Origin of the sequence: Salidesulfovibrio onnuriiensis, from assembly GCF_008001235.1 — a bacterium.
Classification (GTDB): Bacteria; Desulfobacterota; Desulfovibrionia; order Desulfovibrionales; family Desulfovibrionaceae; genus Pseudodesulfovibrio; species Pseudodesulfovibrio onnuriiensis.
Genome location: NZ_CP040751.1, coordinates 271,103 through 295,117 on the forward strand (window position 1 = coordinate 271,103; position 24,015 = coordinate 295,117).

Below are 24,015 nucleotides of genomic sequence, written 5' to 3' on the forward strand. Positions count from 1 at the left end.
TCCAGGACCGGCGCGTACTCTTGCGGTACGCCAGGGACTGGATTTCATGAGGCAACCAAGCTGATGGATGCTTAGGGGCAACCGGAGAGGGTGGTATGGATCTAGGAACCGTCATAGGAATTGTGCTCTCCTTCGGATTGGTGCTGGCGGCGATCATGACCGGCAGCAGCCTGATGATCTTCGTTTCCGTGCCCTCCGCCCTCATCGTGCTCGGCGGCACCATCGGGGCCGCCCTGGTGAACTACCCCATGAACTACGTCATCGGGGTCATAGCGGTCATCAAGAACACCTTTTTCTCCTCCCTGGACAGCCCGTCCATGGTCATCGACCGTTTCAAGGACTACGCCAACCGCGCCCGCCGCGAAGGCATCCTCTCCCTGGAGCCGCTGCTCAAGGAGATCGACGACGACTACATGCGCAAGGGCCTGCAACTCACCGTGGACGGCCTGGAGCCCCAGACCATCCAGGAAATCCTCGAGACCGAGATCTCCTATCTGCAGGAGCGCCATGAAACCGGCGCGGACGTGGTGGCGGTCATGGGCACCCTGGCCCCGGCCATGGGCATGATCGGTACGGTTATCGGCCTGGTGCAGATGCTCCAGACCATGAGCGACCCCAGCACCATCGGCCCGGCCATGGCCGTGGCCCTGCTGACCACCCTATACGGCGCGATCCTGGCGAACCTGGTCCTCAACCCCATGTCCGGGAAGCTCAAGACGCGCAGCAAGGAGGAAGTGCTGCTGCGCGAAATGATCCTGGAAGGGATCCTGGCCATCTCCAAGGGCGAAAACCCGCGCATCATCGAGGAAAAGCTGAACAGCTACCTGCCGCCCAAGGACCGGGTGACCGAGGACTAGCCTGCCTGCACAGGCCGGGAGCGCCGCATGGCCAAAAAGAAAAAGAAAAGCAATTGCGAGGAGATGCCGCCGTGGCTCATCACATTCACGGACGTCATGACCCTTATGCTGACCTTTTTCGTGCTCCTGGTTTCCATGGCCAAGGTGGACGAACGCCGCAAGCTCATCGCCCTGGGCTCCATCATCGGCACCTTCGGCTGGCACGACCAGTCCTATGAAGTCTTTTCCAAGCAAAACACCCGCAAGACCGTGGAGCCCGGCCCCATCGACACCGGCGACCTCCTGCACCTGCAACCCCTGCTCTGGGACTATGCGGACGAGGACCTGAACTTCCAGTCCAACCGCTTCGTGCAGGTGCTCTCGGTCAACACGGACGTGCTCTTCGACTCCGGCGGCACCACGCTCTCTCCCGAGGGCGAGCGCTTCATGCAGACCGTGCTGCCCACCCTGCGCAACGTGGACTATCCCCTGCTCCTGGCGGGCCACACCTCGGAGCTGCGCGACGAGCTGGGCCAGGCCTACAAGCCCGGGGACGAGGACAGGATCCCGGACCTGTCCTGGAAGATCTCCCTGGCTCGTTCCCTGGCGGTTTACCGTTGGCTTATCGATAACGGAATGGATCCCGAAAAGCTCAAGGTGGAGGGCTTCGGCAAGTTCGCTCCGGCGCGCGGCATGGACACCCCCGAGGACCGGCGCATGAACCGCCGGGTGGACTTCGTGCTCGACAAGCGCTCCTCCCTGGAACGCGACAGGCTCGAGGAACTGCCCGAGCGCACCAGGGAAGAGCCCGGCAGCATCGATGTGGACGGATTCATCTTCGACGTGCGCGACACCACACCGGAGCCATGACCATGGGCAAGAAGAAAAAACCGGAAAAATGCCCGCCCCTGGCGCTCTGGCTGGTCACGTTCTCGGACCTGACCACCCTGCTGCTGACCTTTTTCGTGCTCCTGTTGACCATGTCGTCCATGGACAACAGCATCCTGACCACCGTGACCCTGACCACGGCGGACCTGGGCCTGCTGGAGCGGCGCGGCTCCGGGCGGGTCACGGCCACGGAGCGGCTCATTGCCGAGCTCATGGAAAAGCCCTGGGAAGTGGTGGACAAGAAAAACCGCATCAAGGACCTGCTCTACCCCGAGGACACCATGCCGCCCGAGCTGAACCGGGCCACCCTGGACGAAAACGTGGAGATCCTGGCCCGCAACGACGGCGTGGCCCTGGTCATCACCGACGGCCTGCTCTTCGAGGAGGGACAGCGGGAGCTTTCCCCGGCCGGGAAATACGTGGTGGACCAGCTCATACCGGTCATCAGCTACATGTCCGCGCCCGTGAACCTCATCGGCTATGCCGACACGCAGGAGCCCGGTGTGAATCCTTACGAAATTTCCGAGGACCGGGCCCTGTCCGTGCTCGGCTACATGGTGGAAAAGGGCATCGGCCAGAAGCGGTTCACCCTCTCGGCCTACGGCAATGACCGGCCGCGCTATACCGGGGACAATCCGGCCCTGCGGGCCAAGAACCGGCGGGTGGAGATCCTGCTCAAGACCAACCGGCCCATAGGCAGTTATCCCTAGCCCCGGCCGCCGGGGGGCCGAATGGCCGCACTAGTGGAAAAACAAGGCATTTCAGGATAGGAAGTAATGATTAAACGAAAACAAAGGTGGTAACCGTGGCAGACGAAGAACTCCAGGATCAAGACGTACAACCGAAAAAGGGCGGCAAGCTCAAGTGGATCATCATTGCCGTGCTGCTTGTTGTGCTGGCAGGCGGGGGCTACTTCGCATACACCAAGTTCTTTGCGGCCCCGGCCGAGGACGCCCAGGCCGAAAAGACCGATCAGTCCCAGGACCAGCAGATGATGGAAGAGGCCGAAGGCACCCTGGTGCCCCTGCCCCTGTTCCTGGTCAACCTGGCCGACCCCCTGGGCCGACGCTACCTCAAGCTGGGCGTCGAGGTGGAGGTGCGCGACGAGAAGGTCACCGAATCCCTGAACAAGAACGAGGCCAAGATCAAGGACACCATGCTGCTTCTGCTTTCCAGCAAGACCTTTGACGACCTGTCCACGCTCAAGTCCAAGGTGGAGCTCAAGCAGGAGATCGTGCGCAGGCTCAACCAGATCCTGGGCAACGGCAGCATCCTGCGAGTGTACATTACGGAAATGGTTATCCAGTAGCACGGTTATTGCATTGTCGTTTTCGGGCCGATCCGCACGGGTCGCGAACGAAAACAACCATTTGGGAAACGAGGTAAGGCACAATGGCTGACGAACAAGACAAACTCGCTGAAGAATGGGCCGCTGCACTGGGCGGAGACGAAGACGGCGGCGACGTCGCGGACGACGATATGGCGGCAATGGCGGCCGACGCCGACACCGGGGCGTCCGCGGACGAGGCGCTGGCCGATGAATGGGCCGCCGCGCTTGCGGACACCGAGGCCGACGACGTGCGCGACGAAAAGGAACAGGCCTTCCTGGCCACCCAGGCGCACCCGGCGCAGTTCGAGGACATGACCGCCGAGGCCAAGGCCGCCACCAGCGACGGCATGAAGCGCGACCTGGAGTTCATCCTGGACATCCCCCTGGATGTCTCGGCCGAACTGGGCCGCACCAAGCTGCTGATCAACGAGCTCCTGCAATTGGGCCAGGGCTCGGTGGTGGAGCTGAACAAGCTGGCGGGCGAACCCCTGGAAATCTACGTCAACGGCAAGCTGGTGGCGCGCGGCGAGGCCGTGGTCATCAACGAGAAATTCGGTATCCGCCTCACGGACATCATCAGCCCCATCGAACGGGTGAAGCAGCTTGGATAGCACGGCATTTTCCGCCAACGCCACGGCAGCTGCGCCGCTGGGGGACGCAGGTATCGGCAGTGTCTTTTCCACGGCCGGGTACCTGTGCCTGATCCTGGGCGTCATTTTTCTGGCTTATTGGCTCCTGAGGCGCTACGGCCCCTATGGCGCCACGCCGGCCCGGGGCGGCTCGCACAACCCCCGGCTGCTGGGGCGGCTCCTGCTCGGCAACCGCCAGAGCGTGACCGTGGTGCGCTACAGGGACAAGACCCTGGTGCTCGGGGTGACCGAGGAACGGATCTCCCTGCTCACCGAGCTGGAAGGCGAGGAAGAGGAAGAAGAGGACGGCTCCCTGTCCATGAATTTCGCAAGTCTGCTCAAGAGGAACGTCGATGGTTCGGATTCCTGATCGCTGCGGCGTCAAGCTGCTCATGGCCCTTGCCGCTGCGGCAGGCCTGCTGGCGTTCGCCACGGCCGCCTTTGCGCAGGACCCGGTCATTCCCAAGCTGACGCTGAACCTGGCTGCCGGCCAGGCCGAGCCCAAGGAAATCTCCACCCTGCTGGAGATCCTGTTCCTGTTCACGGTGCTGACCATGGCCCCGGCCATCATGCTGACCATGACCTCGTTCACGCGCATCATCATCGTCTTCCACTTCCTGCGCCAGGCCATGGGCACGCAGCAGATGCCGCCCAACCAGATCATCGCCAGCCTGGCCATCTTCATGACCTTCGTAATCATGTGGCCCGTGGGCAGCCAGATCAACAACCTGGCCCTGCAGCCTTACATTGCCGAGGAAATCCCGTTCGACGAGGCCCTGAAGCGCGCCGAGGATCCCATCCGGCAATTCATGTTCAAGCATACCCGGGAAAAGGACCTCTCCATCTTCTACTCCATCTCCAAGATGGAACGGCCCAAGAACAAGGAAGAAGTGCCGCTCATGATGCTGGTGGCCGCCTATACCATCAGCGAGCTCAAGACCGGCTTCACCATCGGGTTCATGATCTACATCCCGTTCCTGATCGTGGACATGGTGGTGGCCAGCATCCTGCTCTCCATGGGCATGATGATGCTGCCGCCGGTCATGGTTTCCCTGCCGTTCAAGATATTGCTGTTCATCCTGGTGGACGGCTGGAACCTGGTCATCGGCTCGCTGGTGAACACCTTCCAGTGACGACAAACAGGGAATATCCCAGGAGTAGTCCGTCATGACACCGGAATTCGTCATAGGATTCGCACGAGAAGCCATTGAAATGACCCTGATGATCGCCCTGCCCATGCTGGCCGTGGGCATGGTCGTGGGTCTGACCGTGAGCATCTTCCAGGCGGCGACCCAGCTGCAGGAAATGACCCTGACCATCGTACCCAAGATCATCGCCATCTTTTTGGCCCTGCTCATCGCCTTTCCCTGGATCATGGACAAGATGATGTCCTACACCACCAATCTCTTTCTCAACCTGCCCAACTACATCAAATAGGGACACCGCCAACGGCCCAAGAGGCTTATTCCCCTGGGAAAACCCTTGATTGAGAGCGCGTCTTGGACCCGGATTTTTCCCGGGCCCAGGACGTTTTCGCATTTGTGAACTAATTCATTTGACCGCCCCCCCTTGACGAAACCCGGCGACGGCGTATCCTGTAAGAAAACACACTTAAGGAGAATAGAATATGACCATGGAATTATACTTTGTTTACGGATTGTTGGCCTTTGTGCTGACCGTAGCGGGAGTTGTTGCGGAGCACTTCATCGCCACCCGCTTTTTCCGGAAAAACTCCATCCTGCGCCGCATCTTCCGCAAGGTGGGCAAAAAGTATCCGCACCTCTGCGAAGACAACGACGCATTCTACTGCTTCTTCAAGCGCGACGCCTTCCAGCAGCACCGTTAGCCTGACGGGGTTCCCATTTCATCCTGCCCCCAGCCCGACAGCAAAAGGCCCGCTTTGGCGGGCCTTTTGCTGTCGGATTGCGGCTCGATTTTCCAGGATCAAAGCGTCGGCGCGCAAAAATCGGCACATTTTTTACAATTGATACCGGAGGTTGGCTGAAAGTCGGCCCGAGAAGTCTCACCGGGTTGCCCTTTTGGGCTCGAGCATGTAGAGAAAGCCACGGACCGCAACCGCTGCGGCCTGTATTTCACTCAGGAGGATTAAGACGTGGCTGCCACAGTAGATGAGATCACCATCAATTACACCGAGGATGACCAACTCATTGTCCAGGAACTGGACAAGGTCATCCTGTCCAAGGGAGCATGGACCACCATCCTGTTCCGCTATCAGGAATGGAACCGGGCCAAGGGCGAGTACGGTCCGGAAAAGTATTCCATCCGCCGCTACCAGAAGGTCAGCGGCACCTACCGCCCCAAGTCCAAATTCAACATCTCCAGCAAGTCCCAGGCCGAAAAGATCGTCGAGGCCCTCAACGGCTGGATCCAATAGCGACGCAAGGGAGGCTCCGGCCTCCCTTTTTCGTTTTCAACGCATCCCCGGAAGACCCCATGAACAGACTGCTCGCCGGCTGCATAGCCGTCCTGATCCTGCTTCCCGGCGCGGCCCTGGCCGGTTCCTACGGCGACACCGAAATCGGCAAGGACATGGGCTGGAAGGCCAGCGCCTGCACCAAGCCCGCCGCCCCGCCAGTGCCAACCATTTCCGACGGAAAGAGCTACGGCACGGCCATCAAGGTCTACAACGCCTACGTGAACATGGTGAACGAATACATCCGGTGCGTGAACAACGAGGCCAGGCAGGACGCCAAGGACGCGGTGGAGGCCATCAATCGAGGGTCCAATGACGCGGTCAGGGAAGTGACCGGGGAAGCAGGGAAGCTGCTCCGGGAGATAGAGGCCAGGCACCCCGACAACAAGGCCCTGTAGCGGGCCGTTCCGCCGGGCGATTCTAGCCCTGAAGCATCCGGGCCAGACGCAGGGCGTCGTCGCCCATATAGGCGATGATGGAGTGTTGGTTGGGATAGATGAAGGAAGGCTTTTCCCCCTGGAAGTCAGTCTCGGTCCAGGAGGAGCGGTGGCGCTCATGCTCGTTGCCGAAGGCGGCTCCCTGCTCGGTCACGTCGCGGGGAACGGAAACGAGCACGTTGCGGCTCACGCGCAGGCACTCCTCCAGCACCCGCTCGCCCTGTTCCCGGCCGAAATGTTCCAGGACATCGCACATGACCAGCAGGTCGTAGGCCCCGTTATCCATGCGCGGCAGCAGATCCGCCGCGTCGCCTACATATATATTGTCATAGACGTACTCGTGCACCGGGGTCAGGTACCGCTCGAAGACCTCGATGCCGTCAATGCGCACCTCCCGCTGGGCATAGCGCTCCTCCTCCCCCCAGATCTCGAGATATTCCCGGGCCAGGAAGCCGTACTTGCCGAACCCGACGCCCACGTCGAGCATGGACGCGGGCCGGGTCATCATGATCATGGTCACGATCTCGTTCAGCTGGGCCGGGTGGCTGGTGGGCATGGAATCTCCTGCGCTATGGGAATCTAGCCAAGGACGCCCTTGGAGAACTGGGCAATGAGAATGGCTCCGGCCTGGGCCACGTTCAGGGAATCGAAATCGCGGGCAAAGGGAATGGCCAGGGACATGTCGCAGTGCTTGGCCACGCCGGGGCGGATGCCCTTTTCCTCGTTGCCGAGCACCAGCACGGCCGGAAGCCGCAGCGGGCAGGCGTATGCATTCTCGGAATTCTCGCCCGTGCCCGCGCCGTAGACCGTATACCCGGCCTTGACGCATTCCTCCAGGGCGCGGCTGATGTTGGCCACCTTGGCCACGGGCATCTTGTTCAGGGCTCCCGCGCTGGCCTTGACCGCGCCGGTGCCGAGATAGGCGCCGTGGTGGCGACCCACCACCAGGCCGGCTCCGCCCAGGGCGTAGAGGGTGCGGGCCAGCACGCCCACGTTGCCCGGGTCCTGCACCTGGTCCAGCACCACGATGAGCGGCAGGGGCGCATCGGGCGCATCCCGGAGAATCCGGTCCAGCTCCACATATTCCAGGGCCGCTGCCTGGGCGATGACGCCCTGGTGGTTGCCCCGGTACATGCGGTCCATGCTCTGGGCCGGCAGGGACTTGAAGGGCACCTTGACCTTCTTGCACAGGTCGACGATCGCATCCAGGGCCTTGTCGTGCCGGCCCTTCTTGAAATAGACAAAATCCACGCGGGAAGGAGAATCCTCAAGCAATTCAAGTACGGGCTTGTTGCCGATGACCAGCGTCTTGCCCCCTTCCTCGGGCTTGTCGTCTCTTTTTTTCATTTTCGCTCCAAAATCTGAGGTATTCGGCGCTCACGCGCCATGGCGCCTGAGTAGCCCTTTCGGCCCGCTATTGCAATCCGTCAAAAGGTAGGATAGCAGGTTATCACTGGCATCAACCGAACTTTAAGACATTTTCTAGACTTTCCACGAACGCGCACTTCTGGTAAGTTAAGCGCAATTTTGGAGGTTTTTTTGGATATTATCAAATCTTTTCGGGCTACTGCACTAGCGCTCGGCCTTTTGCTGCTGTTCGCCGCATGTACCCCGAAAAACGTCACCACGGACCAAACCGCCGCCGAGGGCGAGGTTTTCGGTCCCCAGACGGCCGAGGAAAAGCTCGACCCCGAGCTCCAGGCCGACCCCGACTCCGACACATCCACGCTCACCGAAGCGGAAAAAACCGTGCTGCGGGCCAAGTTCGGCCTGCTTTTCGACCTGGAGCCCCACGAGACCAAGGAAGTGGAGCAGTACTTCAAGTACTTCACCCACAAGGCCCGCAAAACCTTCACCCGCTGGCTCAAGCGCTCCGAACCCTACCTGCCCTATGTGCGCAAGACCCTGACCCGCTACGGGCTGCCCCAGGACCTGGTGCTGCTGCCCTTTACCGAGTCCGGGTACAACGCCCACGCCTATTCCTGGGCCGGGGCGGGCGGCATGTGGCAGTTCATGCCCTACACGGGCCGCAAGTACGGCCTCAAGGTGGACTGGTGGATCGACGAACGCCGCGACCCCTACAAGGCCACCGAGGCGGCGGCCGTCATGCTCAAGGAACTCTACGACGAATTCGGCGACTGGTACCTGGCACTGGCCGCCTACAACGCAGGCCCCGGCAAGATAGCCCGAGCCCTCAAATACACCAACACCAACGACTTCTTCGATCTCTGTGCCAAGAACCGCAGGCTGTCCTACCGGGCCCGCCTGCGCAAGGAAACCCTGCACTACGTTCCCAAGTTCATCGCCATCTCCAAGATATTCCAGAACCTCGAGGCCCTGGGCTTCGAACCCGTGCGCTGGGACCAGGAAGACGAGATCATCAAGGTGGACGTGCCGGGCGGCACGGACCTGCTGGCCCTTTCCAAGGCTGGCAACATGAACTGGCGCACGTTCCACGAACTGAACCCGGCCTTCCGCCGTCAGGTCAGCCCTCCGGGCATCACCACCACGGCCTACCTGCCCGTGGAAAACGCGGACAAGATGATCGCCTACCTGGCGGACCCGTCCTCGCGTCCCTATGCGGGCTACATCCGGCACCGCGTGGGCAACGGCGATTCCTGGTGGCGCATTTCCCGCCGCTACGGCGTGCCCATCGCAGTGCTCAAGAAGGTCAACAACCAGCATTCCAACACGCTGCGTCCCGGCCAGCACGTCATGGTGCCGGGCCGAGGCTCCTCCAGGGCTCTGGTGGCCAGCTCAGGCTCCGAGCCCATCCCCACCTCAGGCAAGTACCGGGTGCGGCGCGGCGACTCCTGGTGGACCATTTCCCGCAAGTTCGGCACCACCGTGGCCAAGCTCAAGAACGTCAACGGCCAGTACTCCAACAGCCTGCGCGTGGGTCAGGTCGTCGCCATTCCCGGCAGCAGGGCCGCCAAGGCCAGCGGCGCGGGAGCGAACACCAAGACCCGGGCCATTGCCCAGAAGCGCTCCAACTACGTGGTCAAGAGCGGCGACAACCTGTGGTCCATCTCCCAGAAGTTCCACACCAGCGTGAACACCATCAAGCGCGCCAACGGCCTGAGCTCCGGCAGCCTCAAGCCGGGCATGAAGCTCTACATCCCCGCCAACACGGGCGAGGCCACCCGCACGGCCGCCAAGCAGGCCGAGCAGACCAAGGAACAGCTCGTGCGCTACCAGGTCCGCAGGGGCGACACGCTTTCCAAGATCGCCAAGCGCTTCAGCGTGCGCGTCAGCGACCTGCGCCGCTGGAACAACCTGAACAGCCGGGGCACCATCTACGCGGGCCAGCGCCTCAAGGTCTACGTGCGCTAGCCGCAAGGCAAGAACGACATCCCAGGCGGTCCCCTTTGGGGGCCGCCTTTTTTTGTGCAAGGAATATCAACCTCTTGCCCTTGAAAGCATTTCCATACTAAAGGGGAGAAAATTCAAACCAAGGAGTCACCATGCGTATTCTTCTTTCCTGTATCCTGATCGCCAGCCTGCTGCTGGCCGCCGGCTGTTCCGGCGGATCGTCCATCGACGGATCCTCTCCCGAGGCCTTCGCCACCTCCATGAAAAAGGCCGCCGAGGAACTCTCTCCCGAACAGCAGGCCCAGTTCAGCGCCTCCGTGGCCCTGATCACCATGAAGATCGGCACCAAGGCGGCCATGGAAGGCAAGGACCCCATGAAGGCCATCGGCGAGGAACTGAACGGCATGACCGCCGAAGAAGTGATCGAACTGGGAGACAGGATGGCCGAGGCCAAGGAATAGCCTCGCAGCAATCAAAATAAAACACGAGAAAAGGCGACCTTATTGGGGAGGGTCGCCTTTTCGTTACGGATGACTCCAGGTGGGGTAGAGCCACCCGCCTTCCACAGAGCCCAGCGGAGGGCGTGCCCTGTGGAACCAATGAAACCGTTGCTCAATGACAATATCTCGTCAGCCTTTGTCACACTCCATTATAATCACGCCTTGATGACGAAAAAAGCGGCGCATTGACAACACGCCGCTTTTCTTCATCTTTTCATGACCGCCCAATCCTTCAGGAAAGCGCCTCCAGCAGCACCCGGCGGGCCGCCTGCGCGTCATACTCCCGCCCGGTCCAAAGCCGGAACTGGGCCAGCCCCTGGTGCAGAAACATCTCGATTCCCTCGATGATTTCACACCCCTTTTCGCGGGCCTCGGCAAGCAGTCTGGTGCGCAGGGGATTGTAGACGATGTCGTACACGACGCAGCCCCGAGGGAAATCCGCCTCCCAGGGAGAAAGGGTTTCCAGCTCGCCGGACATGCCCAGGGGCGTGGTATTGAGGATAAGCCCGGGCGCAAGCTCGTGGCGTTTTTCCCAGTCCACCACCCGGACATTGAAGTCATGGCCCAGAATTTCCGCCTTGCTGCGGGTACGGTTGCAGACGATTATTTCCCCGACTTCCAGCTCTTGCAGGCCCACAACGGCGGCCCGCGCCGCCCCGCCAGCCCCGAGGACCAGTGCTGTTTTCGGCACGTTTCGCATCTTCGCCAGGGGATCGATCAGCCCGTTCACATCCGTGTTTTCGCCCCAGACCAAGTCGTCCTTCCAGAACACGGTGTTCACCGCGCCAACGGATTTTGCCCGGAAGGTCATCTCGTCCAGGTACTTCATGACCGAGCGTTTGTGCGGAATGGTCACGCTCAGGCCCTGGATCTCCTCGTCGCGAAACCGGGCCATGAAATCGGACAGCCCGAGGGGCTCCAGCGGCCAGGCAACATACTCCGCATCTATCCCGAGGGTTTTGAACCCGGAATTGTGCAGGGTCGGACTCAGGGTATGCCCCAGCGGCCAGCCGATAATTCCGTATCTTTGCGTCATGGCGGTCCCGTTTTTTTGAATTTTTGGAACGAATAACCTGAAAGCAGACTTGATCCATCAAACTCTTCAATCAACCAGCTTCATGCTCCCTTAAACAATTCCATCAGGTTGTTCAAATAGGTTCGAATACAAGGCGCAAAAAACCGCCGGGCCCGCAGCGTATTGAGACATACGTGAGGACCTGGCGGTTTAAGCAACGTAGTAATCGGGCCTAGAGGGACAACCGGCTATACTCCCATGATGTTGTAGCCGGAATCCACGAAGATCACGTCGCCGGTGGTGCCGGACGAGAGATCCGAGGCCAGGTACAGGGCGCACTTGCCCACGTCGTCGATGGTGATGTTGCGGTGCAACGGGGCGCGGTCCTCGATCTTGGAAAGGATGGTCTTGAAGCCGCTGATGGCCGAGGCGGCCATGGTCTTCACCGGGCCGGCGCTGATGGCGTTGATGCGCACGCCCTTTTCGCCGAGATCCACGGCCAGGTAGCGCACGCAGGCTTCCAGGGCTGCCTTGGCCACGCCCATGGCGTTGTAGTTGGCCACCACCTTGCCCGCGCCGTAGTAGCTCAGGGTCTGCACGGAGCCGCCCGGGTTGAGCAGGCCCTCGTAGGCCTTGCACAGGGCGACCAGGGAAAAGGAGGAGACATCCAGGGCCAGCTTGTACCCGTCGCGGCTGGTATCGATGAACCGGCCCTTGAGGTCCTCGCGGTTGGCGTAGGCAATGGCGTGCACGATGATGTCCACGTCGCCCCACTGCTCTTCCACCAGCTTGACGCCCTCGGCAATGTCCTCGTCCGAGGTCACGTCACATTTGAACATGAACTCGCCGCCCAGCTCCTCGCTGATGGGCTCCAGGCGCTTGGCAATGGGGTCGGCCGCATAGCTGAAGGCCAGGCGCGCGCCCTGCTCCTTGAACTGCTTGGCGATGCCGTAGGCGATGCTGCGGTCGTTAACCACTCCGAATATAAGTGCTTTCTTACCTTCAAGTAACATTCATTTCTCCTTTGCTGGGGCGCACTATAGCACAAAATCCCCGGAGCAAAAGTAGGTTTTCACTTTCTTTACAAATGCAGGTGATTGCGAATTATTGGACAAGGATTTTTGGTGATCACTTCGCCTTTGTCGGCTTCCATTCCCGGGCCAGACGCTCGGACTCGGCGATCTGGGCGGGGGTGAGCTGTGCGGTAAGCTTTTGCACGACCTCGACGGCTTCATCCCTACCGAGAACTGACGCGGTCATGGCCCATTTGAGAGCTTCGACCCTGTTTTGGGCCACGCCGTTGCCAACCCCATACAAGCAGGCAAGTCTCAATGCAGAATCAGCATCACTCTGTTCTGCCGCAGCCAAAGACAGCTTGGCTGCTTTAGCGTAATCCCGCTCAACAAAATTGCCTGTATAATACATCTCCGCCAGAAAATTCAATCCCTGCGGCGAGCCTTGGGAAGCACTTTTTCGGATCCATTTCAAACCGCTTGCTTCATCAAATTTCACACCAAGTCCACTCAGACACATCATGCCGAAAAACGCTTGGGCATCCGCTTCGCCTTTCCCGGCAGCCAAAAGAAGCCATTTGGCGGCCTTCTCATAATCCTGTTCAATGCCCCAGCCGTAGAAATAATGCTTTCCAACATGGCCCTGTGCGATCCTCAACCCCTGATCCGCAGCCTTACGCATCAACTTCAAAGCTTTGACGTAATCCCGTTCAATACCCATGCCGTCCTGATACATTCGACCTGCGTTGAACTGGCATTCGGCGTTGCCCAACTCTGCTCCCTTCTCATACCACTTCAAGGCCTCCGAATAGCTCTGATCGACACCGAGACCGAGATAATACATCGATGCCAGCCCTTGCTGGCCTGGGACAAAATCCTGGACGGCAGCTTTTCGATAAAGGTTTACAGCGGCGGTATCATCCTGTTCGACTCCCAGCCCATTTCGGTACAGATAAGCAAGATTGTACTGGGCATCAGGTACTCCCTGCTCCGCAGCCTTGCGGTACCATCTAGCAGCTTCACCAAAATTCTGGGGAACGTCTTCCGACCCCATGAAATAAATTTGGGCTATATTGAACTGTGATGAGGAATCACCCTGTTCCGCAAACGGCTTAAGTAACTCCAAAGCGATTACGAAATCTCCTTTGTCATATGCCTCTACCCCTTTGGCGAATTCATCCGGCCGACCTCCGCCCGCAGAGCAACCCATCCATGCCAACGTCAGGCAAAGCAACAACGAGAACTTAACGACTTTCACAGATGTCATCTCCTCATAGAATTTGATGGCTATTGTGCCTGTTTCGGCTCCCATTCCCGGGCCAGGCGCTCGGCCTCGGTATATTGATCCGAAGTGATTTCCGTAGAATATTCCTCCAACGCTTTTATCGCTTTCGGATGGCCTGCATCGGCAGCTATGATCAACCACTTCAGCCCTTCTGTTTCATCTTTAACAACGCCCGTTCCCTTCATATACATCCAGCAAAGGCGTACATATGATTCTGTATAGCCCTCATTGGCTGTTTCAAAAAAAAGCTTATACGCTCTGGGCATATCCTGTGGAACTCCCACTCCGGCCAGAAGCAAATCAGCCAAGAGAAATCGCCCTTTCAAATTCCCCTGCGCAGCGCTTTTTTCGATCCATTTTGCTCCTTCGCTTGCTTGAGGATTTCCAATAAACCCAGCAATGAGAACAACACCATAATCCGCTTGAGCAAGTGCATAACCCTGAACAGCAGCCTTATGGAACCAGTCTGCGGCCAAAGCGTAATCTTGCTTTCCCAGTACGCCGAGAGCGTACATCTGCCCCAAACGGTACTGAGACCCAACATCTCCCTGTTCTGCTAAAGGCCTGAATATGTCAGAAGCTTTTTCGTATTCACCGTTTTGATAGGCGTGCATACCATCTTCATAAGAGCTGGCCCAGGTGGACGTGGAAACGGACAGCATCAAGCAAGCAAATACAACGGAATAGTACCATTTGGGACGACGCATCTCTCGGATCTCCTTATGTAATTATCAGGACAACACAATAGACATACGCCACCTCCACATCAATATCGAGCATTATGTATCGACAATTTTTGACACAAAAAAGGGAACCCGAAGGCTCCCTTTCATGCGGCGTGAACGCCACTGTTAGTTGTATTTGCTCTCGTCTTCCTTGCGGATCTCGGCGCGCTTGATCTTGCCGGAGATGGTCTTGGGAAGCTCGGCCACGTATTCGATGATGCGCGGGTACTTGTACGGCGCGGTGATCTTCTTGACGTGGTCCTGGAGTTCTTTGGTCAACTCGTCGGAGCCATCATAGCCCGGGGCGAGCACCAGAGTGGCCTTGATGGCCTGGCCGCGCACCGGGTCGGGCACGCCCGTGACTGCGGCCTCCACCACGGCGTCGTGGGAAACCAGGGCGGATTCCACCTCGAACGGGCCCACGCGGTAGCCGGAACTCTTGATCAGGTCGTCGGTGCGGCCCATGAACCAGAAGAAGCCCTCCTCGTCCTCCCAGACCTTGTCGCCGGTGTGGTAATAGCCGTCCACCTTGGCCGCGGCGGTCTTTTCGGGCTCGTCCAGGTAGCTGTCGAACAGGCCGAGCACGCCGTTATTGCCGGAATCAGTATGCAATTTGATGCAGATTTCGCCTTCTTCCCCACGGGGAACCGGCTTGCCGTCCTCGCCCAGCAGGGCGATTTCCCAGCCCGGAACCGGGCGGCCAATGGACGAAGGCCGGGGCTCCATGAACTTGAACGTGGCCACCTGAAGCGTGGTTTCGGTCTGGCCGTAGCCCTCGTACAGGGGCAGGCCCGTGGCCTCCCTCCAGGCGTAAAACACGGAATCGTTGAGCAGCTCGCCCGCCGTGGTGCAGTGGCGCAGGCTGGATAAATCGTACTTCTTGAGGTCTTCGCGGACCAGAAAACGGTACACCGTGGGCGGGGCGCAGAAGGTGGTCACCTTGTGCGCGGCCAGCAGTTCCAGCAGCTCGGCGGGAACGAACTTGCCCCGGAAGTCCCAGACAAAGACCACGGCCCCGGCCATCCACTGGCCGTAGAACTTGCCCCAGACGCACTTGCCCCAGCCCGTGTCGGAAAGGGTCAGGTGGATGTCGCCGGGCTCCAGGTCGTGCCAGTAGGCCGCCGTGGTATAGTGGCTGTAGGGATAGGTGTGGTTGTGCAGCACCATCTTGGGCATGCCCGTGGTGCCGGACGAGAAGAAGATCAGGAACGGATCGTCGCCGCCCGGGCACTCGGCCGGACGCGCGAATTCCGGGGAGCCGGACTCCATGAGCGCATCCCAGCTTTCCCAGCCCGCGTTGAGCTCGCCGTCCACCTGCACCAGATTCGCGAGGCTCGGGCAGTCGACGCGGGCCTTGTCCACGCGCTCGCAGATGGAGTCTTCGCAGATGATGGCCCGGATGTTGGCGTAGTTGACGCGCTCGCGGATATCCTTTTCCGTGAGCAGGGAGGGCGACGGGATGGGCACCGCGCCCAGGCGGTGCAGGGCGAGCATGGCGGTCCAGAACTCCACGCGGCGGTAGAGGATGAGCATGATGCGGTCACCCTTCTTGACGCCCCGCTCGCTGAGGGCGTTGGCCATGCGGCAGGACTGCTCCCTGAAAAAACCGAAGGAGTATTCGTGGCGGCTTCCTTCGGGGTCGATGTGGATCATGGCCGGGCGCTCGGGGTCCTGGGCCAGCACATCGAGGCAGTCAAAGGAAAAGTTGTAGTTTTCCGGGACGTTCAGTTTATAATTGGCGGCAAAGTCCTCGTAGGACTTGAATTCCTTTTTGGTCTCCATTGGTTTTTCTCCGTAATTCTCTTGGGTTGACGTTCCATTGTCCGAGTGTCGCAAACGATGGGGTTTGAAACGGGCGGACCGGCGGATTTCCGGCCAGCCCTAGAGAATTACGTCGATGAAGACCGCGTCGCGCCCGTCCAGGCCGCGCAGGGCGTGGGGCGCTTCGGAATTAAAATAGATGCTGTCGCCCGGCTCCAGGATGAGCGGTTCGCCGTTGATGCGCAGCTCCAGCCGGCCTTCGAGCATGTAGATGAACTCCTGGCCCTTGTGGCTGGTCTCGGCCATTTCCTCGCCGCCCTTGGAGGGCACGCGGATGAAGAAGGGCTCCATGTCGCGCCCGGCGAACTTGTAGCCGAGGCTCTTGTAGTCGTAGTCCTTGCGGCGGTCCACGGAGAACCCTTCGCCCTTGCGCACCAGCGCATAGGACTTGAGGTGCGGCTCGCGGCCCGAGATGAGCGTGGTCAGGTCCACCTTGCACAGGCGGGAGACGTCGAGCATGTAGCCCACGGGAATCTCCACGCTGCCGGATTCGAATTTCTCCACTTCCTTTGCGCTGCGGCCGAGCTGCTGCGCCATCTCCTCCACGGACCAGCCCATATCGTCACGAAGGCCAGCAAGCCTCGGTGCGATGTCTTTGTACTGTTCCATACAATCCTCTCTTCTTTTCATGAACCAATCTCCCCCGGCGCAAAGCGCCTGGCAAAAGGTTTTGCGGGGAGAGCTCAAGAGGGGGGCTTTTGCAAAAGCCCCCCTCCCGATGAACTATATTACTTCAACCTACGCGTCCGGGAACAGTTCCGCTCCGAGCTCGCGCAGCTTGTATTTCTGGATCTTGCCGCTGGCGGTCATGGGATACTGGTCGACCATGGCCACGTACTTGGGAATCTTGTACCGCGAGATCTTGCCGCGGCAGTAGTCCTGCACGTCCTCGGGAGCCAGGTCGGCCCCTTCCTTGAGGATGACGAACGCGCCCACCTCCTCGCCGAACTTGACGCTTGGCACGCCGGCCACCTGCACGTCCTGGATACCGGGCATGGTGTACAGGAACTCCTCGATCTCGCGCGGATAGATGTTCTCGCCGCCTCGGATGATCATGTCCTTGAGCCTGCCGGTGATGGACAGATACCCGTCCTCGTCCATGACGCCCAGGTCGCCCGAATGCAGCCAGCCGTCCTTGTCGAGGGCTTCCTCGGTGGCCTTGGGGTTGTTGTAGTAGCCGACCATGACGTTGTAGCCCCGGCAGCAGACCTCGCCCTGCTCGCCGCAGGCGCAGTCCTTGCCGGTCTCGGGATTCACGACCTTGACCTCGATCTCGGGCATGGCCTGCCCCACGGTCTCGGTCATGTGCTCCATGGTGTCGCCGATCCGGGTCTGGGTCATGACCGGGCTGGTCTCGGTGAGCCCGTAACAGATGGTGATCTCGTGCATGTGCATCCTGTCCATGACCTGCTTCATGACCTCCACGGGACAGGGGGACCCGGCCATGATGCCGGTGCGCAGGGACGAGAAATCGAACTTGTCGAAGGCCTTGTGCTGCAGGGTGGCGATGAACATGGTGGGCACGCCGTAGAGGGACGTGCACTTTTCCTGCTCCACGGAGATCATGACCTGCAGGGGATCGTAGTCCTCGAGGATGATCATGGCCACGCCGTGGTTGACGCAGGCCAGCACGGCCAGCACGCAGCCGAAGCAGTGGAACAAGGGCACGGCCAGGCAGAGCCTGTCCTTGTGCGTATAGTTCATGTTCTGGCCGATCCAGTAGCCGTTGTTGCCGATGTTGGAGTGGGTCAGCTGCACGCCCTTGGGGAACCCGGTTGTTCCGGAGGTGTACTGCATGTTGACCACGTCGTGCGGGTCCAGGCTGTCCTGGCGGGCCTGGTAGTCGGCCTCGTCCACCATGGCGGACATGCCGATGACCTCGGGCACGGAATACATGCCCCGGTGCTTTTCGGCCCCGAGATAGAAGACGCGCTTGAGGTGCGGGAACTTCTTGCTCTTGAGATAGCCCCGCTGCTGCTCGCGCAGCTCGGGGATCAACTCGTAGGTGGTGTTCAGGTAGTCGTGGTCCCGGAACTCGCCGATGGTCACGAAGTTCTCGGCCTCGGAGTTCTTGAGCAGGAATTCCAGCTCGTGGGTCCGGTAGTGGGTGTTGACCGTGAGCAGCACGGCCCCGATCTTGGCCGTGGCGAACTGCAGGGCCACCCAGTAGGGCACGTTGTTGGCCCAGACGGCCACCTTCTCGCCCTTCTTGACTCCCAGGGCCATGAGGCCCTTGGCCATGTCGTCCACCAGCGCGCCGAACTCGCTCCAGGTCAGGCGGAAGTCGCGGTCCACGTAGATGACCGCATCGCTGTCGGGCCACTGTGCAACGGTTTCGTCGAGAAGCTGACCGAGGGTCACTTCCCTGAGTGCTGTATCTCTCATGGCGCCCTCCTTATTCCGGAAAGTAGAGCACCGCGTAGATCTCACATTTCTCGTCGCCGTGGGCGGCGACATGGTGCGGCACGATGGAATTGAAATAGATGCTGTCGCCTGCCTCCAGAACCTGCTCCTCCTTGCCGTAAAGCACGGAAAGCTGACCGGACTGGACAATGATGAATTCCTCGCCCTCGTGGGAGGAAAGATGCTTGTCGTCGCCGGACTCGGGCAGCAGCTCGATGAAGAACGGCTCCATGTGGCGGTCGCTCTTGCCCTTGCCCAGGGAGAAGTAGCGCAGCTCGGTCACGTCCTTGTTGCGCTTCATGGTCATCTCTTCCTCGCGCTCGCCCAGTTTGACCACCAGCGGATCGCGGGAGACCTGGTCGTCGAGGAAGGTGCCGAGCCGGACACCGAGGGCGCGGGCAATCTTGAGCAGGGGGCCTAGGGAGGGATACATGCCTTCGTCTTCCACGGACCTCAGAAAGTCCGGTTCCAGGCCGGTCCTTTCGGCCATGGTTTCCAGTGTCAGCTCCAGCTTTTCCCTGAATGCCTTGATTCGTTTCCCTATCTTGTCCTGCATCAATGCGTCCTCCGTTGATTGCGCCATGGCGGGGCGCTGGGCACCATTGCCCGGTTGTGGTCCTTGATGAAACGGTCCTCTCCCAAACTTCGGCATTTAGTAGAAAAGCCTGCAAAAGTCACCATCTGTAACCAGGGCCGGCCGCCAGCCGACTTACTTATTCTTCACGTGGTTGCGGTTGCAAACAAAACGCGGGCTGTGTATTATTGTAACAGTAGTATTTTCATTAATGATCATAGCCAGTTGAAAAAGGACCCTCCGTGGCAGAAGAAAAGGTCGACCAAGACAGCGTGCTCGATACGGACGAAATGGAAGAGCAGAACGCCCCGCAGGCCGCCGCCCCTCCGGCAGGGAACGACGCGGGCTTTGCCATGCCCGAGGCGGCCAAGCACATCAAGATACAGGGGCTTTTTTCCTCGCAGCAGGTGGACAAGGTGGGCACCGGCACCACCACGCGCAAGACCGTGAGCAAAACCTTCTGGTACGCCGAGGAGCGGGACGACGGCATGGTGGAGATCCAGCCGCTGAACGTCAGCAACGTCCCCTCGGGCTCCAAGACCGAGATCGCCCGCGAGGACCTCATCGCCAAGTTCAACCCGGAGCCGGAATACTACCAGCAGAAGGTCTTTCCCAAGCTCAAGGAGCTCAACGACTCCCTGAAGCGCGCCGAGGACCAGCGCAAGAACGGTGCGTTCTACAGCGCGGAATTCGAGTTCAAGCAGGCCCTGGACGTGGACGAGGACAACGTGCGGGCCAACTTCGGGCTGGGCCTGACCTACATGGAGCGCGGGGAACCCACCAAGGCCAACGACATGTTCCACCGGCTGGTGGGCCTGGAAGCGGCCTTTTCCCCGGAACACAAGCACCTGTTCAACGAGTTCGGCATCAACCTGCGCAAGTCCAACCTCTTCGACCAGTCCATCGAGTACTACGGCAAGGCCATCGAGACCGCGGACTACGAGGACGAAAACCTGCACTACAACATGGCCCGGGCCTATTTCGGCAAGGGCGAGAAAGAGCTCTGCGCCGAACAGCTGCAAAAGGCGCTTCAAATCAACCCCGACTTCGAGGAAGCTGCGAAGTTCCTGGAATATATCAAGAAGCAGGCGGACTGATCCATGCTCATCCGGTTGGACGGCGTTTCCTTTGCCTACCCGGGCGCCGCCCCCCTGCTGGAGCGGACGGACCTGGGCATCGAGGCCGGGGAATACCTGCTGGTGCGCGGCCCGTCCGGCGTGGGAAAATCCACGCTGCTGCGCCTGCTCTGCCGTCTGGAGGAACCCACCGGCGGGACCCTGCACTTTGACGGAACGCCCTATGCGGACCTTGCCCCGGCCGAGCTGCGGCGCAAGGCGGCCTACGTGCAGCAGACCCCGACCCTGGAGGAAGGCACCGTACGCCGCAACCTGCTCCTGCCCTTCTCCTTCAAGAGCAACGCTGCCCTGCAAACCCCGGACGACAACGCCCTGAGAAACTTTCTTGCGGAATACCTGCTGGACGGGGTGAGCCTGGAGGACGAGGCCAAATCCCTGTCCGTGGGCCAGGCGCAACGGGTCTGCCTGCTCCGCACCCGGCTGCTCTCCCCCCGGGTGCTGCTCATGGACGAACCCACCTCGGCCCTGGACCCAAAAAGCGCGGCCGTGGTCCTGGAATCGGCCCGGCAACTGCGGGACGAGGGCGTGACCATCGTAATGATCTCCCACTCGGAGGCTGTTCCGGACGGGGTAACCGGCCTGCTGAGAATCGGCAACAGAACCGTGGAGCGCGCATGAACGGCGTCATGGACATCGGCCCCCTGCAACTGGCCCTGTGCCTCGGTTTCGTGCTCGTGGCCGGGGGCGCTTCCCTGGCCCATAACCTGGGACTGGGCAGGGACCTGGCCGTGGGCACGGCGCGCACCTTCGCCCAGCTCTTTCTCATGGGCTACGTGCTCAAGTTCGTGTTCCGCCTGGACATGGCAGCGCCCGTGCTGGGCGTGTTCCTGCTCATGGTGGGGGCCGCCGCCCACATCATCCGGGGGCGGGTCAGGGAACGCAGCGTGCCCTTTCTCCTGCCCACCTTCCTGTCCATGCTCCTCAGCTATTCCGTGGTCTCCCTTCTGGTGACCGGGGTCATCGTGGGGGCAAAACCGTGGTGGACCCCGCAGTACTTCATTCCCCTGGCGGGCATGATCGTGGGCAATTCCATGACCGCCATCTCGGTCTCCCTGGAACGCCTCTTTTCCGAGCTCAAGGCCAAACGGGCCGAGGTGGAGATGCGCCTGGCGCTCGGGGCCACCCCCGAGGAGGCCAGCCGGGGGATCGTTGCCGACGCGGTGCGCGCGGGCATGATCCCGTCCATCAACTCGCTCATGGGCGTGGGCATCGTGTTCCTGCCCGGCATGATGACCGGCCAGATCCTGGCCGGTGCCGACCCGCTGGTGTCCATCCGCTACCAGATCATGGTCATGCTCATGCTGGTGGCCTCCACGGCCATCGGGTCCGTGCTGGTGGTGGGACTGGTCCGGAAGCGGTGCTTCGGCGGGGCGCAGCAGGCGCTGGTGCGCTGAACCCGTTATTATCCCTTCCCGCATCCAGCTTCTAATGGCGCAACCGCTCCACTCCACCTATCTTACGGGCATGGACCACGAACGGCGGAGGCGATCATGAAACTGCTGGCAATTGCGCTCCTGGTTTTGGTTCCGGTCTGGTCTGGTGTTTCCCGGGCCGACGGACCGGACCTTCCCCTGGCCATCACGGAATTTCCCCCCTTCGAATACGCCGAGGGAAAGGAAATCACCGGCACCGACACGGAAATCGTCCGCCAGGTGCTGCAACGGATGGGGTACCGCCCGGTCATCAAATCCATGCCCTGGAGCCGCGCCCTGGAAGAGGCCCGGAACGGAATCGTGGCCGGGCTCTTCAGCCTGACCAAGAATCCAGAACGGGAACGCGACTACTATTTTTCGGCCCCCCTGAGCACGGTCCGGGATGTGTTTTTCAAGCGCAGGGACCGGGACATCGCCTGGCGGACCATGGACGACCTGAAGACCTACCGCATCGGCGTGAGCCACGGCTACCAGTATGCGCCGGAATTCATGAAGGCGGTGAAGCAAGGCAAGATCAAGGTCAACGTCCTGTCCGGGGATTCCCTGGAGCTGCGGCACCTGGGCATGCTCAAGTCCGGACGCGTGGACCTGTGCATCTGCGAAGTCTCGGCCTGCACCCACATCATCCGGACCAACAGGCCGGAATTCGACATGCTCGACTTCATCGACAAGAACATCGGCCAGGAGCGATACTACTATCTCGCCTTTTCCAGGAAATGGCCCGGGGCCCGGGCCCTGGTGAAACGGTTCGATGCGGAACTGGCCCGCTTTGCGGCGGAAGGCGGGCGAAAAAGGATCTTCGAGAAGTACGGCGTGGCCAGCAGCCTGGAATGACGCCTAGGCTCCCAGAGCGGCCAGCCGCTCCAGCATGGACATAACCTCGGCCCAGGCCGGGCGCGAATACCCGTTGTTCTGCAGATACATGTGGGCGAATCCGGTCAGGGGCTTGAGCCGGACAGGGCTCTCGGCCCAGAAGGATTCCTCCAGCAGGGAACCGGTCCTGAGGCCGTGCCCGAACTGGCGGGACATGACCGGCACATGGACGAGCATTTCCCGCGCGGCCTCCGGGGCCACGGTTCGCACGTCCGTCCAGGCCGCCTGGATGCGGGCCGCATCCCAGAGCCCGAAACGCTCGCCGAACCAGGCGGTCCAGAACCGCTCCAGGGCCCATTCCTCATCCGCCTCCGCAGCCCCCAGCGCATGAAGATGGTACAGCCCGTCCAAGGAGCTTCCGGTCCGGTACAGGGCCAGGCCGGGCAGCCGCAGCTTGCCCAGCTTGTCCGGGCCGTCGCCCGCGGCCAGGCGCGCTGCCAGCGCCGCCACCCGCTTGGGCTCGAACGGGGCGTGGCATTCCAGCCTTTCCCGGGAACACGCCCAGCAGCCCCGCGCACAGTCCATGTCCGCCCGCAGCACGTAATGGCCCGGCGGATACGGCCCGGTTTCCCAAGGGGCCACGTTGCCCATGGACAGGTTCAGGCACTTGAGCCCGGTCCAGGCCGCCAGATGCATGGGGCCGGTATCCGGGGTGATGAACAGGGACAGGGTCTGGCCCACGGCCCCGAACTCGTCCAGCCCGAGCCGGCCGCACAGGTTGAGCGCCGGCCCGTTGAAGAGCCGCTCCACCTCGCGCCCCAGCTCCACCTCGGCGGGCCCGCCGAAGAGCACCGGGCGCAGGCCCCGGCCCAGCAGTTCGCGCATGAGCCCGGCCCAGAACGAGGGCTCCGGGCGCTTGGCCGCCTCGCTGGCCCCGAGGAACAGCCCCACCTTGTTCACGTCCGCCAGGGTGCGCGGCTCCTCGAAGGTGGTGCCCGCCATGCGGGAAAGGGGGATCACGTCCAGGGCGTTGAGGTCGGCCCAGTGAAAACGGTTGTAGCGATTGTTGTGCACCAGCCCGGCCCGGTAGAGCTGCCAGTCGCCCCGGATGTGCTGGGAACCGTCGTCCCGCAGCAGGGGGCCGATCTTGTCCCCGGCCCTGAGCCGGGCGGCCAGCTCGGCGGCCTCGGGCCGGATGCTCAGGTTGATGAGCAGCTCGTACTCGTGGCGTTCCAGATGCTCCAGGCCGGTCCAGGGGATGAAGACCACCCGGGGGCCAAGGGCATGAGCGGCTTGTAGAAGCCCTCTTCGGCCACCACCCAGACGGGATGGCCCGGAAAGGCGCGCTCCAGCCACAGGAACAGGGGAAACGAGAGGATCAGATCCCCCATGCGCTGCATCTGAAGGACAAGGACGGGCTTCTTTTCCATG

The 24,015-nt window shown here is 61.0% G+C and carries 29 protein-coding genes; 17 read left to right on the forward strand and 12 right to left on the reverse strand.

What is annotated here, in order from left to right; genetic code table 11:
• Window positions 1-95: 95 nt before the first annotated feature.
• The 11 genes from FGL65_RS01235 to FGL65_RS01285 all read left to right on the forward strand — a co-directional run bounded on the left by FGL65_RS01235 (window position 96) and on the right by FGL65_RS01285 (window position 6,515).
• Window positions 96-857 (forward strand): motility protein A, encoded by a 762-nt coding sequence (locus FGL65_RS01235; protein WP_147819110.1) that lies wholly within the window; start codon window positions 96-98, stop codon window positions 855-857.
• A 27-nt stretch (window positions 858-884) separates the two neighbouring features.
• Window positions 885-1,706: an OmpA/MotB family protein gene (locus tag FGL65_RS01240; RefSeq protein WP_147819112.1), complete on the forward strand. Its 822-nt coding sequence runs from the start codon at window positions 885-887 to the stop codon at window positions 1,704-1,706.
• A gap of 2 nt (window positions 1,707-1,708) precedes the next feature.
• Window positions 1,709-2,434, forward strand: a complete 726-nt coding sequence (locus FGL65_RS01245) for an OmpA/MotB family protein (protein WP_147819113.1) — start codon at window positions 1,709-1,711, stop codon at window positions 2,432-2,434.
• Window positions 2,435-2,529: 95 nt separating this feature from the next.
• Window positions 2,530-3,033, forward strand: a complete 504-nt coding sequence (locus FGL65_RS01250) for a flagellar basal body-associated FliL family protein (RefSeq protein WP_147819115.1) — start codon at window positions 2,530-2,532, stop codon at window positions 3,031-3,033.
• An 83-nt stretch (window positions 3,034-3,116) separates the two neighbouring features.
• Complete coding sequence (gene fliN, locus FGL65_RS01255; protein WP_147819117.1) at window positions 3,117-3,665, forward strand: flagellar motor switch protein FliN; 549 nt, start codon at window positions 3,117-3,119, stop codon at window positions 3,663-3,665.
• A complete protein-coding gene (fliO, locus tag FGL65_RS01260; protein ID WP_250645542.1) occupies window positions 3,658-4,053 on the forward strand; it encodes a flagellar biosynthetic protein FliO in 396 nt (131 codons plus the stop codon). The genes fliN and fliO overlap by 8 nt, the downstream gene beginning before the upstream one ends.
• Before the next feature lie 22 nt (window positions 4,054-4,075).
• Window positions 4,076-4,816, forward strand: a complete 741-nt coding sequence (fliP, locus tag FGL65_RS01265) for a flagellar type III secretion system pore protein FliP (protein ID WP_187170604.1) — start codon at window positions 4,076-4,078, stop codon at window positions 4,814-4,816.
• A 34-nt stretch (window positions 4,817-4,850) separates the two neighbouring features.
• Window positions 4,851-5,120: a flagellar biosynthesis protein FliQ gene (gene fliQ / locus FGL65_RS01270; RefSeq protein ID WP_147819121.1), complete on the forward strand. Its 270-nt coding sequence runs from the start codon at window positions 4,851-4,853 to the stop codon at window positions 5,118-5,120.
• Between the two features lie 190 nt (window positions 5,121-5,310).
• Entirely contained in the window at window positions 5,311-5,529 is a 219-nt protein-coding gene (locus FGL65_RS01275; protein WP_147819123.1) for a hypothetical protein, read from the forward strand.
• 267 nt (window positions 5,530-5,796) lie between these two features.
• A complete protein-coding gene (locus FGL65_RS01280; protein WP_147819125.1) occupies window positions 5,797-6,078 on the forward strand; it encodes a hypothetical protein in 282 nt (93 codons plus the stop codon).
• 59 nt (window positions 6,079-6,137) lie between these two features.
• A complete protein-coding gene (locus FGL65_RS01285; protein WP_147819127.1) occupies window positions 6,138-6,515 on the forward strand; it encodes a hypothetical protein in 378 nt (125 codons plus the stop codon).
• 22 nt (window positions 6,516-6,537) lie between these two features.
• Here the strand turns inward: FGL65_RS01285 and FGL65_RS01290 are convergent, their stop codons facing one another.
• The gene (locus FGL65_RS01290; protein ID WP_147819130.1) at window positions 6,538-7,110 is read right to left on the reverse strand and encodes a class I SAM-dependent methyltransferase; all 573 of its coding nucleotides are present in this window, start codon (window positions 7,108-7,110) and stop codon (window positions 6,538-6,540) included.
• A gap of 23 nt (window positions 7,111-7,133) precedes the next feature.
• The gene (gene rlmB, locus FGL65_RS01295; protein WP_147819132.1) at window positions 7,134-7,901 is read right to left on the reverse strand and encodes a 23S rRNA (guanosine(2251)-2'-O)-methyltransferase RlmB; all 768 of its coding nucleotides are present in this window, start codon (window positions 7,899-7,901) and stop codon (window positions 7,134-7,136) included.
• 192 nt (window positions 7,902-8,093) lie between these two features.
• Here rlmB and FGL65_RS01300 point away from each other — a divergent pair, with 192 nt between their 5' ends.
• Together FGL65_RS01300 and FGL65_RS01305 are read left to right on the forward strand one after the other, a co-directional pair.
• Complete coding sequence (locus FGL65_RS01300) at window positions 8,094-9,887, forward strand: LysM peptidoglycan-binding domain-containing protein (RefSeq protein ID WP_147819134.1); 1,794 nt, start codon at window positions 8,094-8,096, stop codon at window positions 9,885-9,887.
• Window positions 9,888-10,018: 131 nt separating this feature from the next.
• The gene (locus tag FGL65_RS01305; protein WP_147819136.1) at window positions 10,019-10,327 is read left to right on the forward strand and encodes a DUF6694 family lipoprotein; all 309 of its coding nucleotides are present in this window, start codon (window positions 10,019-10,021) and stop codon (window positions 10,325-10,327) included.
• 271 nt (window positions 10,328-10,598) lie between these two features.
• On the opposite strand, the gene aroE is transcribed toward FGL65_RS01305, so the two are convergent.
• From aroE to FGL65_RS01345, 8 genes are all read right to left on the reverse strand, one after another.
• A complete protein-coding gene (gene aroE / locus FGL65_RS01310; RefSeq protein ID WP_147819138.1) occupies window positions 10,599-11,402 on the reverse strand; it encodes a shikimate dehydrogenase in 804 nt (267 codons plus the stop codon).
• A 227-nt stretch (window positions 11,403-11,629) separates the two neighbouring features.
• A complete protein-coding gene (locus FGL65_RS01315; RefSeq protein ID WP_147819140.1) occupies window positions 11,630-12,394 on the reverse strand; it encodes an enoyl-ACP reductase FabI in 765 nt (254 codons plus the stop codon).
• Window positions 12,395-12,509: 115 nt separating this feature from the next.
• A complete protein-coding gene (locus FGL65_RS01320) occupies window positions 12,510-13,652 on the reverse strand; it encodes a tetratricopeptide repeat protein (protein WP_187170483.1) in 1,143 nt (380 codons plus the stop codon).
• Window positions 13,653-13,681: 29 nt separating this feature from the next.
• Window positions 13,682-14,386, reverse strand: coding sequence for a tetratricopeptide repeat protein (locus FGL65_RS01325; RefSeq protein ID WP_147819144.1), 705 nt, complete (start codon window positions 14,384-14,386; stop codon window positions 13,682-13,684).
• Window positions 14,387-14,530: 144 nt separating this feature from the next.
• Window positions 14,531-16,186 carry an AMP-binding protein gene (locus FGL65_RS01330; protein WP_147819146.1) on the reverse strand — a complete coding sequence of 552 codons (1,656 nt, stop codon included), beginning with the start codon at window positions 16,184-16,186 and terminating at the stop codon, window positions 14,531-14,533.
• Window positions 16,187-16,285: 99 nt separating this feature from the next.
• A complete protein-coding gene (locus FGL65_RS01335; RefSeq protein WP_147819149.1) occupies window positions 16,286-16,834 on the reverse strand; it encodes a helix-turn-helix domain-containing protein in 549 nt (182 codons plus the stop codon).
• Window positions 16,835-16,963: 129 nt separating this feature from the next.
• Window positions 16,964-18,610, reverse strand: coding sequence for an AMP-binding protein (locus FGL65_RS01340; RefSeq protein WP_147819151.1), 1,647 nt, complete (start codon window positions 18,608-18,610; stop codon window positions 16,964-16,966).
• Window positions 18,611-18,620: 10 nt separating this feature from the next.
• On the reverse strand, window positions 18,621-19,184 hold the full coding sequence (locus FGL65_RS01345) for a helix-turn-helix domain-containing protein (RefSeq protein WP_147819153.1): 564 nt from the start codon (window positions 19,182-19,184) through the stop codon (window positions 18,621-18,623).
• 260 nt (window positions 19,185-19,444) lie between these two features.
• Between FGL65_RS01345 and FGL65_RS01350 the strand changes: the two genes are divergently transcribed.
• The 4 genes from FGL65_RS01350 to FGL65_RS01365 all read left to right on the forward strand — a co-directional run bounded on the left by FGL65_RS01350 (window position 19,445) and on the right by FGL65_RS01365 (window position 22,605).
• Entirely contained in the window at window positions 19,445-20,299 is an 855-nt protein-coding gene (locus FGL65_RS01350; protein ID WP_250645543.1) for a tetratricopeptide repeat protein, read from the forward strand.
• Between the two features lie 3 nt (window positions 20,300-20,302).
• Window positions 20,303-20,956 (forward strand): ABC transporter ATP-binding protein, encoded by a 654-nt coding sequence (locus FGL65_RS01355; protein ID WP_147819156.1) that lies wholly within the window; start codon window positions 20,303-20,305, stop codon window positions 20,954-20,956.
• Window positions 20,953-21,732 (forward strand): ABC transporter permease, encoded by a 780-nt coding sequence (locus FGL65_RS01360; protein ID WP_147819158.1) that lies wholly within the window; start codon window positions 20,953-20,955, stop codon window positions 21,730-21,732. Before FGL65_RS01355 ends, FGL65_RS01360 begins: the two co-directional genes overlap by 4 nt.
• A 96-nt stretch (window positions 21,733-21,828) precedes the next feature.
• Window positions 21,829-22,605, forward strand: coding sequence for a substrate-binding periplasmic protein (locus FGL65_RS01365; RefSeq protein WP_147819161.1), 777 nt, complete (start codon window positions 21,829-21,831; stop codon window positions 22,603-22,605).
• A 3-nt stretch (window positions 22,606-22,608) separates the two neighbouring features.
• On the opposite strand, the gene FGL65_RS01370 is transcribed toward FGL65_RS01365, so the two are convergent.
• Both FGL65_RS01370 and FGL65_RS18665 read right to left on the reverse strand, forming a co-directional pair.
• The gene (locus FGL65_RS01370) at window positions 22,609-23,853 is read right to left on the reverse strand and encodes a glycosyltransferase family 9 protein (protein WP_348981286.1); all 1,245 of its coding nucleotides are present in this window, start codon (window positions 23,851-23,853) and stop codon (window positions 22,609-22,611) included.
• Window positions 23,784-24,014, reverse strand: coding sequence for a hypothetical protein (locus FGL65_RS18665; protein ID WP_348981287.1), 231 nt, complete (start codon window positions 24,012-24,014; stop codon window positions 23,784-23,786). The genes FGL65_RS01370 and FGL65_RS18665 overlap by 70 nt, the downstream gene beginning before the upstream one ends.
• Between the last annotated feature and the right edge of the window lies 1 nt (window position 24,015).

Excerpts from the sequence above, each read along its gene's own strand:
- aroE (WP_147819138.1), bottom strand. The coding sequence starts at position 11,402 with ATGACGCAAAGATACGGAATTATCGGCTGGCCGCTGGGGCATACCCTG.
- FGL65_RS01345 (WP_147819153.1), bottom strand. The coding sequence starts at position 19,184 with ATGCAGGACAAGATAGGGAAACGAATCAAGGCATTCAGGGAAAAGCTG.
- FGL65_RS01355 (WP_147819156.1), top strand. The coding sequence starts at position 20,303 with ATGCTCATCCGGTTGGACGGCGTTTCCTTTGCCTACCCGGGCGCCGCC.
- FGL65_RS01335 (WP_147819149.1), bottom strand. The coding sequence starts at position 16,834 with ATGGAACAGTACAAAGACATCGCACCGAGGCTTGCTGGCCTTCGTGAC.
- FGL65_RS01340 (WP_147819151.1), bottom strand. The coding sequence starts at position 18,610 with ATGAGAGATACAGCACTCAGGGAAGTGACCCTCGGTCAGCTTCTCGAC.
- fliN (WP_147819117.1), top strand. The coding sequence starts at position 3,117 with ATGGCTGACGAACAAGACAAACTCGCTGAAGAATGGGCCGCTGCACTG.
- FGL65_RS01330 (WP_147819146.1), bottom strand. The coding sequence starts at position 16,186 with ATGGAGACCAAAAAGGAATTCAAGTCCTACGAGGACTTTGCCGCCAAT.
- FGL65_RS01305 (WP_147819136.1), top strand. The coding sequence starts at position 10,019 with ATGCGTATTCTTCTTTCCTGTATCCTGATCGCCAGCCTGCTGCTGGCC.
- FGL65_RS01240 (WP_147819112.1), top strand. The coding sequence starts at position 885 with ATGGCCAAAAAGAAAAAGAAAAGCAATTGCGAGGAGATGCCGCCGTGG.
- FGL65_RS01365 (WP_147819161.1), top strand. The coding sequence starts at position 21,829 with ATGAAACTGCTGGCAATTGCGCTCCTGGTTTTGGTTCCGGTCTGGTCT.
- FGL65_RS01235 (WP_147819110.1), top strand. The coding sequence starts at position 96 with ATGGATCTAGGAACCGTCATAGGAATTGTGCTCTCCTTCGGATTGGTG.
- rlmB (WP_147819132.1), bottom strand. The coding sequence starts at position 7,901 with ATGAAAAAAAGAGACGACAAGCCCGAGGAAGGGGGCAAGACGCTGGTC.
- FGL65_RS01325 (WP_147819144.1), bottom strand. The coding sequence starts at position 14,386 with ATGCGTCGTCCCAAATGGTACTATTCCGTTGTATTTGCTTGCTTGATG.
- FGL65_RS01275 (WP_147819123.1), top strand. The coding sequence starts at position 5,311 with ATGACCATGGAATTATACTTTGTTTACGGATTGTTGGCCTTTGTGCTG.
- FGL65_RS01290 (WP_147819130.1), bottom strand. The coding sequence starts at position 7,110 with ATGCCCACCAGCCACCCGGCCCAGCTGAACGAGATCGTGACCATGATC.
- FGL65_RS01245 (WP_147819113.1), top strand. The coding sequence starts at position 1,709 with ATGGGCAAGAAGAAAAAACCGGAAAAATGCCCGCCCCTGGCGCTCTGG.
- FGL65_RS18665 (WP_348981287.1), bottom strand. The coding sequence starts at position 24,014 with ATGGAAAAGAAGCCCGTCCTTGTCCTTCAGATGCAGCGCATGGGGGAT.
- FGL65_RS01285 (WP_147819127.1), top strand. The coding sequence starts at position 6,138 with ATGAACAGACTGCTCGCCGGCTGCATAGCCGTCCTGATCCTGCTTCCC.
- fliP (WP_187170604.1), top strand. The coding sequence starts at position 4,076 with ATGGCCCTTGCCGCTGCGGCAGGCCTGCTGGCGTTCGCCACGGCCGCC.
- fliQ (WP_147819121.1), top strand. The coding sequence starts at position 4,851 with ATGACACCGGAATTCGTCATAGGATTCGCACGAGAAGCCATTGAAATG.
- FGL65_RS01315 (WP_147819140.1), bottom strand. The coding sequence starts at position 12,394 with ATGTTACTTGAAGGTAAGAAAGCACTTATATTCGGAGTGGTTAACGAC.
- FGL65_RS01360 (WP_147819158.1), top strand. The coding sequence starts at position 20,953 with ATGAACGGCGTCATGGACATCGGCCCCCTGCAACTGGCCCTGTGCCTC.